At 64.8% G+C, this 18,249-nt stretch carries 1 protein-coding gene and 1 pseudogene; both read left to right on the top strand.

Annotation, left to right across the window (positions count from 1 at the left end):
* Positions 1-13 precede the first annotated feature (13 nt).
* Positions 14-10,387, top strand: coding sequence for an amino acid adenylation domain-containing protein (locus tag HBA99_RS20940; protein ID WP_420901997.1), 10,374 nt, complete (start codon positions 14-16; stop codon positions 10,385-10,387).
* A pseudogene (locus HBA99_RS20935) lies at positions 10,384-18,112 on the top strand (non-ribosomal peptide synthetase). The gene HBA99_RS20940 and the pseudogene HBA99_RS20935 overlap by 4 nt, the downstream one beginning before the upstream one ends.
* The last annotated feature ends 137 nt before the right edge of the window (positions 18,113-18,249 follow it).

Here is an 18,249-nt window from a genome sequence, read left to right as displayed (position 1 = left end):
GGGTAGGCGAATGTTGGAGTCTGAAGACGGGGCATTACCGCTTTCGCGCGGACAATTGGATATCTGGCTTTCCCAGGAAAGCGGTCTCGTCGGTGCGGAGTGGCAGCTTGGCCTTTTGGTTCGAATCGAAGGAAAAGTAGAACGAGTTCTACTTGAGCAAGCCGTCCGCCAGGCAATCAATGAAGCCGAACCTGCGCGGGCCGCCTTCCTTGAGGTCAATGGTCAGATCGTTCAGAGGGCGATTGACCATTCGGAACTCGTGTTGGACTTCCATGACGTCCGTGATTCAGAAGATCCTGTCGAGCACGCTCGCCAGATCGCCTCGTCGATCCAACGCACATTGATGCCTTTGACCGACCAACTGCTGAAATTCGCGTTGATCCGGACGGCCGACGATCAGTACTACATGTTCGGGCTGTGCCATCACATCAACTTGGACGGCTTGGGCATGGCGATCGTGAGCCGCCGAATCGCATCGATCTACTCCGCGCTGGTCGCGGGGGATCCGATTCCCGACGCCTACTTCGGCACCCTGCAGGATCTGGTCGAGCTGGAGGCGGAGTACGAAGCCTCCACCGACTATGCAGAGGATCGGGAGTACTGGAGCCGTAACCTTCCGCCGGACAGTGGCCTCGACCCCCGCCCGCCCCATGCCCATGAGGGCCATGAGGGCTACACACCGACAGCGTCGGTTCAGATCGATGACGCGGTAGTCGGCGAAATCAAAGACTTGACAAAGGCTTTGCGTGTTCGCCGGTACTCGGTTATCACAGCCGCCTGTGCGTTGTTGGTGCGCGGGTGGTCCACCAGCGGGTCGGAAGTGGCGCTGGACTTCCCGGTTAGCCGCCGTGTCCGTCCCGAGTCAAAGACGCTTCCGGGGATGCTGGCCGGCGTGGTGCCGCTGGTACTCAGTGCCCCGCCGGAGTCCACGGTCGCCGAATTCTGCCAGCACGTTGATGTGCGCATTCGCGAACTGCTCAAGCATCAACGATTCCCGGCGCATGTCCTGGACGGCGGCGAATTCGGTCTCCGGGGCCCCCGGCAGGCGGGAAATCGCGTCGCCATCAACTTCATCCCCATGAGACTCACCTTGGACCTCGCTGGTGTGCCCGCCACGGCGACGTACACCAACCACGGCCCCATGGGGCACTTTGGACTCTTCTTTATCGGAGCCAGCGACCAACTACTCCTGAGCACCTCGGGCGACGGACTGCCGTTCTCTAAGTTCGGAGTGCCGAACCTCACGGAGCGGTTGCAGCGGCTCTTATCGGAGATGGCGGCCGATCCTGATCGGCGGCTCTCCTCTCTGAATTCCCTGGTCAACGACGAGCTCACGAGCTTGGCTGAGGTTGGCAACAGTGCGGTTCTCGCGGGGCCGCTTGCCACGCGTGTATCGATTCCCGAACTGTTCTCCTCCCAGGTGGCCGCCGATCCCGAGGCTCCGGCGCTGACCTTCGGTGCGCACACTCTGACGTACCGAGAGCTGGACGAGGCCGCCGATGCGCTGTCGGGTCAGCTTGTATCGCAAGGCGTGGGTCCCGGCGACCGCGTGGTCCTGCTGTCGGACCGCTCTGCTCAGGCGGTCATCGGCATACTCGCCGTATTGAAGGCCGGGGCGGCATATCTGCCTATTGACCCCGCGGTACCCGCGTCGCGGCTCGAGTTCATCGTCGGCGATGCGGCGCCGGCGGCCGCGATCACCACAGCCGGACTCAGGGCGCGACTGGACGTCTTCGATCTGCCGATCATCGACCTTGACCCCTCCGCTGCCGAGACGGAGCCCTCGGCTCCCGCGCCGGGTGCTCGACCAGATGACATCGCTTACATCATTTACACCTCGGGAACCACGGGAGCGCCCAAAGGCGTGGCGGTCACTCACCACAACGTCACCCAGCTGATGTCGTCGCTCGATGCCGGACTACCAAACCCTGGCGTATGGCCCCTGTGCCATTCTCTGGCGTTCGACGTTTCGGTATGGGAGATCTGGGGGCCGTTGCTGCGCGGTGGCCGGCTTGTGGTCGTCCCCGAATCGATCACGGGCTCACCCGCAGACTTCCACGACGTGCTGGTCGCCGAACAGGTCACCGTACTTACGCAGACTCCGTCGGCTGTGGCCATGCTTTCCCCGGAAGGCCTGGAGTCCACGGCGCTTGCGGTGGTCGGTGAGGCGTGCCCTGCCTCGGTCGTGGAGCGGTGGGCTCCCGGGCGGGTGATGATCAACGCGTACGGTCCGACCGAGACCACGATGTGCGTGGCGATCAGTGCGCCGCTGGTGGCAGGGGCGCCGGATTCCGCCGTCCCCATTGGCGCGCCGGTACCCGGCGCGGCGCTCTTCGTGTTGGACACGTGGATGCAACCGGTGCCTGCCGGCGTCGTCGGAGAACTGTATGTGGCCGGTGAGGGCGTCGCCTCCGGATACATCGGTCGTTCCGATCTGACGGCCTCCCGCTTTGTGGCATGCCCCTTCGGGCAGCCCGGTACCCGCATGTATCGCACCGGGGACCTGGTCTCGTGGGGCGACGACGGACAACTGCAGTATCTGGGCCGGGCCGATGAGCAGGTCAAGATTCGCGGATACCGTATTGAACTCGGTGAAGTCCAAGCGGCGTTGAGCGCACTCGACGGAGTGGACCATGCCGCCGCGATCGTCCGGGAAGACCGGCCAGGAGACAAACGTCTCGTCGGCTACGTCACCGGGACCGTCGACCCCGCCGAAGCGCGCAGCACCTTGGCGAAACGCCTTCCGCCCTACATGGTTCCCGCGGCGGTGGTGGTGCTTGAGACATTGCCTTTGACGTCCAACAACAAATTAGACACCCGCGCATTGCCGACTCCCGAATATGGCGGACTGGGGGCCGACTACCGCGCCCCCGCCACCGCCGTCGAGGAAATTCTGGTCGACGTCTACGCCCAGGTGCTCGGTGTCGATCGTGTCGGCGTCGACGACTCCTTCTTCGATCTGGGCGGCGACAGCATCCTCTCGATGCAGGTGGTCGCGCGCGCCCGGGCGGCGGGTGTGCTGTGCCGACCGCGCGATGTCTTCATCGAACAGACGGTGTCGCGGCTGGCCGCTGTCGTCGAAATCTCCGGTGGCGAAGCCGATGTGGTGGACGAGGGTCTCGGACCCGTAGAAGTCACGCCGATCATGCACTGGCTGCGCGGTGTGCAGGATTCGGCGGGCGCGATCGACGAGTTCAACCAGACACTCGTGGTTCAGGCACCCGCGGCCGTGTCTGAGGACGACGTGGTTTCGGTATTGCAGGCATTGCTGGATCGCCACCCCACCCTGCGGTTGCGTGCCACGGACAACGATGGCGAATGGTCGCTGCTCGTCCCGGAGGCGGGGGCGATAGACGCCCGCGACTGCCTACGCGTCGTTGACGCGTTATCGGATGAAACGTTGGTGGCGGTACGTTCTCGGCTGAACCCGGCCACCGGAACGATGCTCAGCGCGGCGTGGATTCCCGACACCAAGCAGCTGGTGCTGGTGATTCACCACCTGGCTGTCGACGGTGTTTCGTGGCGAATTCTGTTGGAAGACTTGAATATCGCGTGGGCGCAGCATCACAGTGGAGCCGATGTGGTGCTACCGGCCGGTGGAACGTCTTTTGCCCGCTGGTCTTCACTGCTCTCCGAACACGCGCGGTCCACGGACGTGGTGGCGCAGGCCGATGTGTGGAAAGAGGTGCTGACCGCGCCTGCATACGTGCCCGCGGTTCAGCCGGCCACCGACACGTACGCCAACGCTGGACGTCTGTCCTTGTCATTGGATGCCGAGACCACTCGGCATCTGCTGGGCGAGGTACCCGCGGCGTTTCATGCTGGGGTGCAAGACATTCTGCTCATCGCCTTCGGGCTGGCCTGGAACGAGTTCCTGGGCGCCGGGGGCGCGCCGATCGCGTTCGACATCGAGGGGCACGGGCGCCAGGAAGAAATCGGCGAAGCCGTGCACCGTCGCATCGACCTGTCGCGCACCGTCGGGTGGTTCACCACCAAGTACCCGGCGGCCTTGGCGGTAGGGGAGCTGTCGTGGGCGCAGGTGACAGCGGGCGAGTCGGCCCTCGGTCAGGTGATCAAGGCGGCCAAGGAGCAGCTGCGTGCGCTGCCAGATGGGCTGACCTATGGTTTGCTGCGTTATCTGAACGCCGATATCGGGCTGACCGGGTCGGAGCCGACAATCGGGTTCAACTATCTCGGGCGCCTGGGTGCGGGAGCGGCTGACCTCTCCGAGGACTTCTGGCGGATAAGCCACGAGAGCCTGTCGATGACCGATGTGGCTGCGGCCATTTCGATGCCATTGGCCCACTCGGTGGAGCTCAACGCCGGGATCGTCGAGACAAATTCGGACGCCGAGTCCGGACCAGAACTTCGGGCCAATTGGACCTGGGCGCCTTCGGCTTTGGACGACGCACAGGCCGCACGTCTCAGTCGGTTGTGGTTCGAGGCTCTCAGCGGGATCTGCGCTCATGTGCGTTCCGGCGGAGGCGGCCTGACGCCGTCTGATCTGGTGCCTGCACGCTTGACTCAGCAGCAGATCGACGCGTTGGTGCAGCAGTACGAAGTTGCCGACGTGCTGCCGCTTACCCCGCTGCAGCAAGGCCTGCTGTTCCAGGCGGGATTTGCTGAGGCCACCGGGGATTCCGTCGAGGACGACGTCTACTCGGTGCAGTTGGGGCTCACAGTCACAGGTCCCCTGAACGCGAGCCGCTTGCGTGATGCGGTGTACGCGGTGGTGAAACGCCACCCGAATCTGGCCGCCCGCTTCAGCGAGGAGTATGGGGAGCCGGTACAGGTCATCCCTGCAGAGCCTGTGATCGCTTGGCAGCATGCCGAATTGGTTGGCGATGTCGATCAGCAAGTCGAGCAGCTGTGTGCGGCCGAACGTGCGGCGGTCTGCCGGATCTTCACCGAGCCGGTTTTTCGGGCGACGCTCATCTCCGGGCTCGGTGGCCCCGCGGAAAGCCGGCATCGGCTGGTGCTGACCGCTCACCACATCGTGATCGATGGCTGGTCGCTGCCCATCCTGCTGCAGGAGATATTCGGTGCCTATTACGGGCAGCGTCTACCGTCGCCTGCGCCGTACCGAAACTTCGTCACCTGGTTGGCAGCGCAGGATCGCGTTGCGGCGCAAAGAGCATGGGGTGTGGCACTCGACGGTTTCGAGACCCCGACGCTGGTTGGTTCGCTTGCCTCATCGGGTCGCAGGGGCTCGGAGTCGTATCGGATTTCGGAGCAGATATCCCGCGCACTGTCCGAATTGGCACGTGCGCAGCGCACCACCGTGAACACAGTGCTGCAGGCCGCGTGGGCGCAGGTGCTGACCTGGTTGACCGGGCAGCACGATGTCGCATTCGGCACTGCGGTGTCGGGCAGGCCAAGCGACCTCGCTGGCGCGGAATCAATGGTCGGTCTGTTGATCAACACGGTGCCGGTGCGGGCAAACATCAACGCGGCCAGCACTGTTGCAGATCTGCTGGATCAGTTGCAACGTGCCCACAACGACACCGTGGAGCACGAGCACCTGGCGCTCAACGAGATTCACCACGCGATCGGCCTCGACAGGCTCTTCGACACGCTGTTCGTGTACGAGAATTACCCGATCGACGTCGGCGCACAGCTGGGTGTGCAGGAGTTGGCCATCACCGACTTCAGCAGCCGCGAATACAACCATTATCCGTTGTCGGTTGTGGCCATGCCGGGCCATGAGCTGGGCTTGCGGGTCGAATTCGATACCGATGTATTCGAATTGGCGACGATCGAGATCATCGTTGACAGGTTCCGTCAGGTGCTGGCGGCCATGATCGCGGACCCGGCCACCCGGCTGTCTTCGATCGACCTGCTCGATGCCGGCGAGCATGACCGGTTGGATGCGTGGGGTAACCGCGCGGTGTTGACCCGCCCGGAACTGGCATTGACGTCGATCCCAGAACTCTTTGCCGCACAGGTGATACGGGCGCCGGAAGCAATCGCGATCACCTGTGGTGAACGTTCCTGGAGCTATGGCGAATTGGATGCGACCGCCAACAGGCTGGCGAATCACCTGGTCAGCCGTGGAGCCCGCCCAGGTGAGCGGGTGGCGCTGTTGCTCCCCCGTACCGGGGAGGCGATCGCGGCGATCTTGGCCGTACTGAAGACCGGCGCGGCATATCTACCTATCGACCCCGCACATCCGGATTCCCGGGTGGAGTTCGTGCTGGGCGATGCGGCGCCGATCGCCGCCGTCACGACGGCGGACTTGCTGCCGCGACTGGGCGCGTCCGGGATACCCGCCATCGATATCAACGATCCCGCCGTGGATCGGCAATCCGACGTGGCGTTGCCCGTCCCCGCTGTCGACGACATCGCCTACATCATCTACACCTCGGGAACCACCGGCGCGCCCAAGGGCGTGGCGGTTACCCATCGCAACGTCGCACAGCTGCTGGAATCGCTTGACGCAGAACTGGATCTGGGACAGGTCTGGACGCAATGCCACTCCCTGGCGTTCGACTACTCGGTATGGGAAATCTGGGGCGCGCTGCTGTACGGGGGCCGGCTGCTCATCGTGCCCGACGCGGTTGTCCGTTCCCCTGAAGATCTGCACGCCATGCTTGTCAGTGAACAAGTCAGCGTCCTGAGCCAAACTCCTTCGGCCTTCTACGCGTTGCAAACCGCCGATGCGATGCAACCGGAAGTGGGACAGCAGCTCAAGCTGCAGACGGTGGTCTTCGGCGGCGAGGCACTTGAACCGCAGCGTCTTTCGCCCTGGTTCGACAGCCATCCGGGGCTCCCCCGGATGATCAACATGTACGGCATCACCGAGACGACGGTGCACGCATCGTTCCGCGAGATCGGGAGCGGAGACGTCGATAGCAACAGCAGCCCGATCGGCGTGCCGCTGGAGCATCTGGCCTTCTTCGTGCTGGATGGCTGGCTCCGGCAGGTGCCGGTGGGTGTGGTCGGTGAGCTGTACGTGGCGGGGTCCGGCCAGGCGAGTGGATACCTGGGGCGTTCGGACCTGACGACAACACGTTTCGTCGCATGCCCGTTCGGGGCGCCCGGCTCGCGGATGTACCGCACCGGCGACCTGGTGCAGTGGGGCGAAGACGGTCAGCTGCGGTATGTGGGACGCGCCGACAAGCAGGTGAAAATCCGTGGGTACCGCATCGAACTTGGTGAGGTACACGCGGCACTGGCCCGTGTGGAAGGCGTGGATCAGGCAGCGGTGATCGCGCGCGAGGACCGCCCCGGCGATAAGCGGCTGGTGGGTTACATCACCGAATCAACCAAGGGGAGCCTGGATCCCGCCGCGGTGCGCGCGGTGCTGGCCGAGCGACTGCCCGCCTACATGGTTCCGGCGGCCGTCGTGGTCCTGGGCGCCATGCCGTTGACAGTCAACGGCAAGCTCGACACCCGGGCGCTACCGGCACCGGAGTATCAGGACGCCGACCACTATCGGGCGCCCGAGGATGCTGTTGAGGAGATCCTGGCCGGCATCTACGCGCAAGTGCTCGGTGTCGAACAGATCGGCGTCGACGATTCATTCTTCGACCTTGGCGGAGACAGCATTTCGTCGATGCAGGTGGTTGCCCGTGCGCGCGCCGCCGGTCTGCTGCTGCGGCCGCGTGACATCTTCGTCGAGCAGACCGTCTCGCGGCTGGCTCAGGTCGCGGTGTTCGCCGATGGCGAGACGGCTGTTGTCGACGCGGGCACAGGCCCGGTGGTGGCCACGCCGATCATCCGGTGGCTGCATGGGCTCGGCGGCAAGGTCGACGAGTTCAACCAAACCGTGGTGCTGCAGGCCCCCGCGGGAGTGGCCGACGACGACGTGGTCACCGTGCTGCAAGCCCTGTTGGATCGACACGCCACCTTGAGGCTGCGCGCCGAAGACAGCGACGGCGAATGGTCGCTTCTGGTTCCGGAGGCAGGGACGGTAGACGCACGCGAGTGCCTGCTTACCGTGGACGTGCTTACCGATGAGGCGCTGCGTCAGGCGCGGTCGCGGCTGAATCCTGCCACCGGTTCGATGCTGAGCGCATTGTGGGAGCGCGGCAGCAGTCGGCTGGTGCTGATCGTTCACCACCTGGCGGTGGATGCGGTGTCATGGCGCATCTTGTTGGAAGACCTCAACATTGGCTGGGCACAGCATCACGGTGGACAGCCGGTGGAACTGCCGCCGGGAGGAACATCATTTGCCCGGTGGGCGACACTGCTCGACCAGCACGCACGCGCCGCCGACGTGGTGGCGTTGGCCGACGCCTGGCGCCAGGTAGAGGCGATCCCGGCCGCGTTGCCCGCGGCGCACCCCACGATGGACACCTATGCCAGCGCGGGACAGTTGTCGGTATCGCTGGACGCCGATCTCACCCGGGAACTGCTGGGAGAGGTGCCCGCGGCGTACCACGCCGGGGTCCAGGACATCTTGCTGATCGCTTTCGCCTTGGCGTGGAACGAGTTCCTCGGCTCGGGTGGAGCCCCGATCGGCATCGACGTCGAGGGCCACGGTCGGCAGGAAGAGTTCGCGGGCGATGCGGATCTGTCCCGCACCGTCGGCTGGTTCACCAGTAAGTACCCGGTCTCGTTGGCAGTGGGTGAGCTGTCCTGGGCGCTCGTGGTGGCCGGTGACTCCGCACTGGCGCCAATCCTCAAGGACGCCAAGGAACAACTGCGCGCGTTGCCGGACGGACTGACCTACGGACTCTTGCGGTACCTGAACCCCGACGCAGGCGTCGGGGGACCGGACCCGGCGATCGGGTTCAACTACCTGGGCCGTCTCGGCGCCGGCGGTGCAGATCTGTCCGAGGATCTCTGGCGGATAGACCCGGATGGGGTGTCGATCACGGCCGCGGCGACCTCGGTCCCAACTCCGTTGGGGCACACCGTCGAACTCAATGCCGGCGTGATGGAAGGTGCCGGGCCCGACTCGGGTCGCTTGCACGCGACATGGACGTGGGCGCTTTCGGCGTTGAGTCACGACCAGGTTGACCGGATCAGCCGGCTCTGGTTCGACGCGTTGGCCGGGATCTGCTCGCATGTGCGCACCGGTGGCGGCGGACTGACTCCGTCCGATGTCGCTCCGGCGCGACTGAGTCAGTCACAGATCGACCAGCTGCACGAGCAGTATCAGATCGCCGATGTGCTGCCGCTGACGCCGCTGCAGCAGGGGCTGTTGTTCCACTCCAATCTGGCACCGGAAGCGATGGACGGCAGTGACGATCTCTACGCGGTGCAGCTCGATGTCGCTCTGAGCGGCCCGCTCGATCCGAAGCGGCTCCAGGAGGCCGTGCACACCGCGATCAAGCGGCGCCCGAACGTCGTTGCCACGTTCTACGAGGAATTCGGCGAACCGATACAGCTCATTCCCGCCGCTCCCGAACTCGCGTGGCAGTACGTCGAGTTCGACGCGGACGGTGGCCTGGACGTGGAGCAACAGGTCGACCGGCTCTCCGCCGCAGAGCGAGCTGCGGTCTGCGACCTCGCCGGACAACCGGCTTTCCGGGCCGCGCTGGCCCGAACCGGGGAGGACCAGTACCGGTTCGTGCTGACCAATCACCACATCGTGCTCGATGGGTGGTCCAAGCCGATCCTGCTGCAAGAGATCTTCGCCAGCTACTTCGGCGAGCGGCTTCCGGCGCCGGTGTCGTACCGCCGGTTCGTCACCTGGCTGGCCGCACAGGACAACAGCAGCGCACGGTCGGCCTGGCGTGAGGTGTTCGAAGGTTTTGAGACCCCGACGCTCGTCGGTCCGCCCGGCCGGATAGTGCTGGGTCGGCGCGGGGTGGAGTCCTTCGAGGTGTCCGCTGAGACCACACAGGCACTCGGTGAACTCGCACGCTCCTGCCGCACCACGGTCAGTACGGTGTTGCAGGCCGCATGGGCGCAGCTGCTGATGTGGCTCACAGGCCAAAACGATGTCGCGTTCGGCACCGCGGTGTCGGGCAGGCCCAGCGATCTCGTCGGCGCCGAATCGATGGTCGGTTTGTTGATCAACACCGTGCCGGTCCGCGCGACCATCACGCCGACCACCACCATCGCAGACCTGTTGAACCAACTGCAGGGCGCCTACGGAGACACGCTGGAGCATCAGCACCTGGCGCTCAACGAGATTCACCATGCTGTCGGGCACGATCAGCTGTTCGACACTATGTTCGTCTACGAGAACTACCCGATCGACACGGCGGCACTATCGCGTGTGCACGAGTTGTCCATTACCGGGTTCAGTAATCGTGAGTACAACCACTACCCGCTCGCGGTGCAAGCCACACCGGGCCACGAGCTGGGACTCCGCGTCGAATTTGACACTGACGTCTTCAACGCCGTCCGAATTGGAAAGTTGGTCAAGAGGTTCCAGCGTGTGCTGGAGGCCATGACATCCGATGTCAAAGGGAACAAGAAGGAGCCCGCATGAGCGCCGATCCCACCCGGACTTTGTTGTCGATGGATCTTCTCGACGACGACGATCACGACCGGCTCGACGAATGGGGTAACCGCGCGGTGCTCACCGAGCCCACCGCCGAACCCGTCGCGATCCCGGTGCTGTTCGCGGTCCAGGTGGAGCGCGCGCCGGAGACCGTCGCGCTGGTATGCGGGGACAGGTCCTGGACCTATCGCGACCTGGATCAGGTCACCAACCGCATCGCCCATCTGTTGGCGGGCAATGGAGTCGGCCCGGGAGAGGTTGTGGGACTGCTGGTTCCGCGCTCGGGCGAGGCGATCATCGGGCTGTTGGCGGTGCTGAAGACGGGTGCTGCCTATCTGCCCATCGACCCTGCCCATCCGGACGAGCGCATCAAGTTCATGGTGTCGGACGCCGAACCGGTGGCGGTTCTCACCACGGCCGACTTGAGCTCGCGATTCGATGGACTCGATGTGCGGGTCACTGAGATCGACGATCCCCTGATCGACGGCCAGCCCAGTTCCGCGCTCCCCGCCCCGGAGCCCGATGACCTTGCGTACATGACCTATACCTCGGGCACGACCGGGGTTCCCAAAGCGGTTGCGGTCACCCACCACAACGTCACCCAGTTGGTGGACGCGGTGCGCGCGGATCTGCCGGCCGGACCCGGCCAGGTTTGGTCGCAATGGCATTCGTTGGTCTTCGACGTTTCGGTGTGGGAGATCTGGGGCGCGCTACTGCACGGCGGACGTCTGGTGGTGGTCCCGGAATCGATCGCGTCCTCACCGGATGAGCTGCACGAGCTGTTGATCAGCGAGAAGGTCAGCGTCCTGTGCCAGACACCTTCGGCCGCAGGGATGTTGTCGCCTGAGCGGTTGGAGTCGACGACGCTCATCGTCGCCGGTGAAGCCTGCCCGACCGAACTGGTGGATCGATGGGCCACCAGCGGACGAACGATGATCAACGCCTATGGCCCGACCGAGGCCACGATTTACGCGGCGATGAGTGGACCGCTGAGGCCGGGTTCGGATGTGGCACCGATCGGTTCGCCGGTGCCCGGGGCGGCGCTGTTCGTGCTGGACAAGTGGCTGCGGCCCGCGCCCGAGGGCGTGGTCGGCGAACTTTACGTCGCAGGCAACGGCGTCGCGCCCGGTTATGCGCATCGCTCGGGACTGACCGCATCGCGGTTCCTCGCCTGCCCGTTCGGTGGGCCGGGCTCGCGGATGTATCGCACCGGAGATTTGGTGCAGTGGGGTGAGGACGGCCAGCTGCAGTACCTGGGCCGCGCCGATGAGCAGGTGAAGATCCGCGGGTATCGCATCGAGCTGGGTGAGATCCAGGCGGCACTGGCCCGCCTGGATGGAGTCGAGCAGGCGGTGGTGATCGCCCGCGAGGACCGTCCCGGCGACAAGCGCCTTGTCGGCTACATCATGGGGAGCGCCGACCCGGTGGAGGCGCGCACCGCACTGGCCGAAAGGCTCCCGGCGTACATGGTTCCGGCCGCAGTGGTGGTGCTGGAGACGCTGCCCCTGACAGTGAACGGCAAGCTGGACAAGCGTGCTCTTCCCGCACCCGAATATCGCAGTGTCGGTACGGATTACCGCGCACCGACCGGACCTGTCGAGAAGATCCTGGCCGATATCTACGCCCAGGTTCTCGGAGTCGATCGCGTGGGCGTCGACGAGTCGTTCTTCGATCTCGGTGGCGACAGCATCCTGTCGATGCAGGTGGTGTCGCGGGCGCGGGCGGCCGGGGTGGTGTGCCGGCCACGCGACATCTTCGTCGAACAGACCGTCAGTGGGGTAGCGGCGGTGGCCGTGCTCTCGGACGGCCAGTCCGGAGTCGTCGACGAGGGCATCGGCCCGGTGTCGGCTACGCCGATCATGCACTGGTTGCACGGCGTACAAGGTCCCACCGACCAGTTCAATCAGACGATCGTGCTGCAGGCTCCCGCCGGGGTGACCGAGGACGACGTCGTCGTCGTGCTGCAGGCGCTGCTGGACCGGCATGCCACCCTGCGGTTGCGTGCCGAGGACAGCGATGCTCCCGATGCCGACGTGTGGTCGCTGACCGTCCCGGAGAAGGGGGCGGTGAACGCGCGTGATTGCCTGCGTGTCGCCGAGACCTTGTCCGATGCAGAGTTGGTGGCGGCCCGCGCGCAGCTGAATCCGGCCGCGGGCGCTGAGCTGAGTGCGGTCTGGATCCCCGAGACCCGGCAGCTGGCCCTGATGATTCACCACCTGGCCGTTGACGGTGTGTCGTGGCGAATTCTTTTGGAAGACTTGAACATCGCCTGGGCGCAGCACCATGGCGGGCAACCGGTAGAGTTGCCGACCGGAGGGACCTCGTTCGCCCGCTGGGCGTCGCTGCTCGACGCGCACGCACATTCGGACGACGTGCTCGCAACGGCCGACACCTGGCGAGAGGTGACCGCGGTTCCCGCGCCATTACCTGCCGTGCTGCCCGAGCTGGACACCTACGCCACTGCCAAGACGTTGTCGGTATCGCTCGACGCCGAGACCACCCGCGAGTTGCTCAGTGAGGTCCCGGCGGCGTTTCACGCTGGCGTGCAAGACATCCTGCTGATCGCTTTCGGGCTGGCGTGGAACGAATTCCTGGATTCGAATGTGGATTCGGTCGGCATCGGCGTCGAGGGTCATGGGCGTCACGAAGAGCTGGCTGACGATGTCGATCTGTCGCGTACCGTCGGCTGGTTCACCACCAAGTACCCGGTGGCGTTGAGCGTACGGGGTCTGTCCTGGCAGGAAGTTGCCGGTGGAGCTGCCGAATTGGGGCCAATCATCAAGGGCGCCAAGGAGCAACTGCGCGCACTTCCCGATCCGTTGACCTATGGGCTGCTGCGCTACCTGAACCGCGATGTGGATCTGGCCGCGCCGGAGCCGGTCATCGGGTTCAACTATCTCGGGCGCCTCGGTGCCGGGGCAGCCGATCTCGGGGACGACCTGTGGCGGATCAACGAGGACAGCTTGACCTCGACCAGCGTGGCGTCTTCGGTGTCGATGCCGCTGATGTACACGGTGGATCTCAATGCCGGAATCGTGGAGGGTGGACTTGGTGACGAATCCGGCGCGCATCTGCGGGCCGGGTGGACGTGGGCGCCCTCGTCGGTCACTGAGCCCCAGGTGCAGCGGCTGAGTCAGCTGTGGTTCGAGGCACTCGCCGGAATCTGCGCGTATGTCCGCAACGGCGGCGGCGGATTGACCCCGTCCGATATCGCGCCCGCACAGTTGAGCCAACTGCAGATCGATGAGCTGCACGAACAGCACAACATCGTTGACGTGCTCCCGCTGACACCGATACAGCAGGGTCTGCTCTTCCACACCACCTTCGCCCGTGCGGCCGGCGTACTGGAGGACGAGGCAGCTGGAGTCGACTTCTATGCGGTGCAGCTCGACATCACGGTGACCGGTCTGGTCGATCAGCTCAGGCTCCGCGACGCGGTGCACTCAGTGGTGCGCCGTCACCCCAACCTGGCGGCCCGGTTCTGCACTCAGTACGGAGATCCGGTACAGGTGATTCTTGCCGATCCGGTCATCGCATGGCGATACCTCGACCTTCGTGGGGACGATCTGACTCCCGGAAGAGATTCAGCGGCTCTGCGCCGCCGAGCGTGCCGCGGTCTGCGACCTTGCCGATCGACCGACGTTGCGCGCGGCGCTGATTCGCACCCAAGGGAACAAGCACCGGTTCGTGCTGACCTTCCACCACGTCGTCATCGACGGCTGGTCGTTGCCGATCCTGTTGCAGGAGATCTTCGCGAGCTACTTCGGGCATCGGCTCCCGGCGCCGTCCTCATACCGCAATTTCGTGAGCTGGCTGGCAGAACAGGATCGTGACGCAGCGCGCTCGGCTTGGGGCACGGTGTTGGAGGGCTTCGACACTCCCACGCTCGTCGCACCGCCCGCGCCTCCGGGTGCCAGAGGCATCGAGTCCTATCGGGTGTCGGCTGAGACCACGCAGGCCCTCGCCGATCTCGCGCGGTCGCAGCACACCACGATCAGCACGGTGCTGCAGGCCGCCTGGGCGCAGCTGCTCATGGTGGTGACCGGACAGCACGACGTCGCATTCGGTACGGCGGTTTCGGGCCGGCCCGCCGAGCTGGCCGGGTCCGACTCGATCGTGGGTCTGCTCATCAACACGGTGCCGGTGCGGGCGCGCGCCACCGCGACCACCACAGTCTCAGAGCTGTTGGCGCAGTTGCAGAGTGCCCACAACGACACCATCGAGCATGAGCATCTGGCCCTCAACGAGATTCACCACATCGCGGGCCACGAGCAATTGTTCGACACCCTCTTCCTGTACGAGAGCTATCCGATTGACACCAGCGCGTTCACGGGTGTGCAGGAGTTGGCGATCACCGAGTTCGTCACGCGCGAGTACAACCACTACCCGCTGTCGGTGATGGCTTTACCCGGTCATGAGTTGGGAATTCGCGTCGAATTCGACACCGACAAGTTCGATGCGGCCCAGATCGAGGCTATATTCGAGCGGTTCGAGCGGGTGCTGACGTCGATGGTTGCCGATGCCTCGCAACGGCTCTCGGCACTCGATGTGCTGAAGGCCAGCGAGCACCAACAGCTTGATGGCTGGGGCAATCGCAAGGTGCTGGCGCGGGGGCCGGAGCCGGTGCTGTCCATTCCGGAGTCGTTCGCCGAGCAGGTCAATCGTGCCCCGGAGGCGGTGGCGCTGACGTTCGAGGGCCGCTCGACTACGTATGGCGAGTTGGATGAGGCCGCAACGAGATTGGCGAATCTGCTGGCGATCTATGGTGCCGGTCCGGGTGAGTCGGTGGCGCTCTTGATGCCGCGCTCCGACGACGCGATCGTGGCGATCCTCGCGATTCTCAAGACCGGAGCGTCGTATCTGCCGATCGATCCCTCGGTGCCGGATACACGACTGGAGTTCATGCTGTCCGACGCCGTGCCGGTCGCGGCTGTCACGACCGCCGAGCTGCGCGCACGGTTTGACGGATCCGGAGTCTCCGTCGTCCAGTTCGATGATGCCGAAGACGACCCCACCGGCGCGATTTACGGCCATACGCCGCTGCTCACCCCGGCACCCGATGACATTGCGTACACGATTTACACGTCGGGAACGACCGGTGTTCCCAAGGGTGTGGCCATTGCGCACGCCAATGTGACTCAGGCCCTTAAGTTCCCGCTCACTCACATGCCCACCGGGCCGGGCGAGGTGTGGACGCAGGCAGGGTCTCTTGTCTTCGACATCACCGTGTGGGAGATCTTTGGCGCACTGCTGCACGGTGGCCGGTTGGTGATCGTTCCGGATTCGGTGGTGCGGTCCCCGGACGATTTCCGTGATCTGCTGATCCGGGAGAAGGTCACCGTCCTGTTCCAAACCCCCTCGGCGGTCGGAATGTTGTCCCCGGAAGGTCTGGACAACATGACGCTGGTTGTCGCGGGTGAAGCCTGCCCCACCGAAGTGGTGGACAAGTGGGCACCTGGCCGGGTGATGATCAACGGCTACGGTCCGACCGAGACCACCATCTATGCCACGTTCGGCGAGTTGATCGCCGGATCGGGTGTGGTGCCGATCGGTGTTCCGGTGCCCGACGCCGCGCTGTTCGTCCTGGACCGGTGGATGCGTCCGGTGCCGCCGGGTGTGGTCGGCGAGTTGTATGTGGCCGGACTTGGCGTCGGCATCGGTTATGTCGGCCGTGCAGGGCTGACCGCATCGCGGTTCACGGCATGCCCGTTCGGGGAGCCGGGGGCGCGCATGTATCGCACCGGGGACTTGGTGCGCTGGGTCGCCGGAGGCCAGCTCGAGTACCTGGGCCGTGCCGATGAGCAGGTCAAGATTCGCGGTTTCCGCATCGAACTCGGTGAGATCCAGGCCGCCCTGGCGGACCTGGACGGGGTAGAGCAGGCGGCCGTGATCGCCCGTGAGGACCGTCCCGGAGACAAACGCCTGGTCGGTTACTTCATCGGGGCCGGTGAGCCCGCCGAACTACGCAGCTCCCTGGCCAAGCGACTGCCGCCCTACATGGTCCCGGCCGCGGTGGTACGGCTGGAGGCGTTGCCGCTCACCGTCAACGGCAAGCTCGACAAGCGTGCCCTTCCGATACCTGAGTACGACGACAGGGCCCGCTACCGCGCGCCTGCCAATGCGATTGAGGAAGCGGTCGCTGGCATCTACGCCCAGGTGCTGGGTGTCGATCGGGTCGGGACCGACGATTCGTTCTTTGATCTGGGCGGCGACTCGATCTCCGCGATGCGCGTGGTTGCCGCGATCAACACGTCGCTCGATGCCCAGCTGGCGGTGCGAACTCTGTTCGAGTCCCCGTCGGTGCGCAGTCTCAGCGTGTATCTGGACGGCGCCGCAAGCTCCGGAGCCAGCGGGCCGACCTATGCGTCCGTGCACGGACCCGGCGCGTTGGAGGTGCGGGCCAGCGACCTCACCTTGGACAAGTTCATCGACGAGGCGACGCTGCAGGCGGCTCCGGCACTGCCGCGTGCCGACGCACGTCCGCGGACGGTGCTGCTGACCGGCGCCACCGGGTTCCTGGGGCGCTACCTCGTGCTGCAATGGCTCAAGGAACTGGAAGATGTTGATGGCACGCTGATTTGCCTGGTGCGTGCCAAGTCTGACGAAGATGCTCGACGTCGTCTCGACAAGACCTTCGACAGCGGAGACGCCGAACTCATCCGGGTTTACGAAGCGCTCGCCGCTGACCGGCTGCAGGTAATCGCCGGCGACAAGGCCGAGCCGGGCCTCGGTCTGGATGACGAGACCTGGCAACGGCTGTCCGGGACCGTCGACCTGATCGTCGATTCCGCGGCGCTGGTCAACAGCGTTCTGCCCTACAGCGAGCTGTTCGGACCCAACGTGGTCGGCACGGCGGAGCTGATCCGGTTCGCGCTGACCTCGAAGCTCAAGCCGTACACGTTTGTGTCGACGGCAGACGTCGGGCGCGAGATCGAGAAGTCAACCTTTGTCGAGGACGCCGATATCCGGCTCATCAGTGCCGTCCGTCCTTCCGACGGGAGCTACGCCAACGGGTATGGCAACAGCAAATGGGCGGGCGAGGTGCTGCTCCGTGAAGCCCACGAGCAGGTTGGCTTGCCGGTCACGGTGTTCCGCTCGGGCATGATCATGGTCGGCACCAGTTACGCGGGCCAGGTCAATGCCTCCGACACGGTCGCCCGAATGGTGCTGAGCATTGTCGCCACCGGTGTTGCGCCCCATTCCGTCTACCGGCTGACCGAGGAAGGCGATCGTCAACGCGCGCACTTCGACGGGCTTCCCGTGGAATTCGTTGCCGAGGCGATCACGAAGCTGGGAGGGCAGGCAGCGGGCTCGTCTACCGGAGCGTTCACCGGATTCGAGACGTATCACGTGATGAATCCACATGACGACGGCATCGGAATCGACGAGTACGTCGATTGGTTGATCGAGGCCGGCCACCCGATCGAACGCGTCAGCGATTTCAGTGAATGGGTGGCGCGCTTTGAGGCCGGCCTGCACGCTTTGCCGGATCATCAACGCCAAGGCTCTGTGTTGCAGATGCTGAAAATCTTGCAGGATCACGGCTGGGACGGTCAGCCGCCGGAACCCTCGCGGGGGTCCATGGCCCCGGCCGACCGATTCCAGGCCGCGGTGCGAAAGGCCAAGATCGGTTCCGGTCACGACATTCCGCAAGTCTCGGCGCCAATCATCGCCAAATACGCGACTGACTTGCGATTGCATGGATTGCTTTAACGTGCGAGAAATGGTCGGGGTCGTAACGCACGTTGATTCATGATGGCTAAGTTATTTGGGCTGCGTACTACCGGAATGACTAGCGGTCTCATGAGTGCATTCAGCATGATTCATCGCATTTCGGCTGGCACTGCCAT

The sequence above is a fragment of the Mycobacteroides chelonae genome (genome assembly GCF_016767715.1).
GTDB lineage: Bacteria > Actinomycetota > Actinomycetes > Mycobacteriales > Mycobacteriaceae > Mycobacterium > Mycobacterium gwanakae.
Note: the sequence above shows the minus strand (reverse complement) of the source record. Positions and strands in the feature narration are given on the sequence as shown.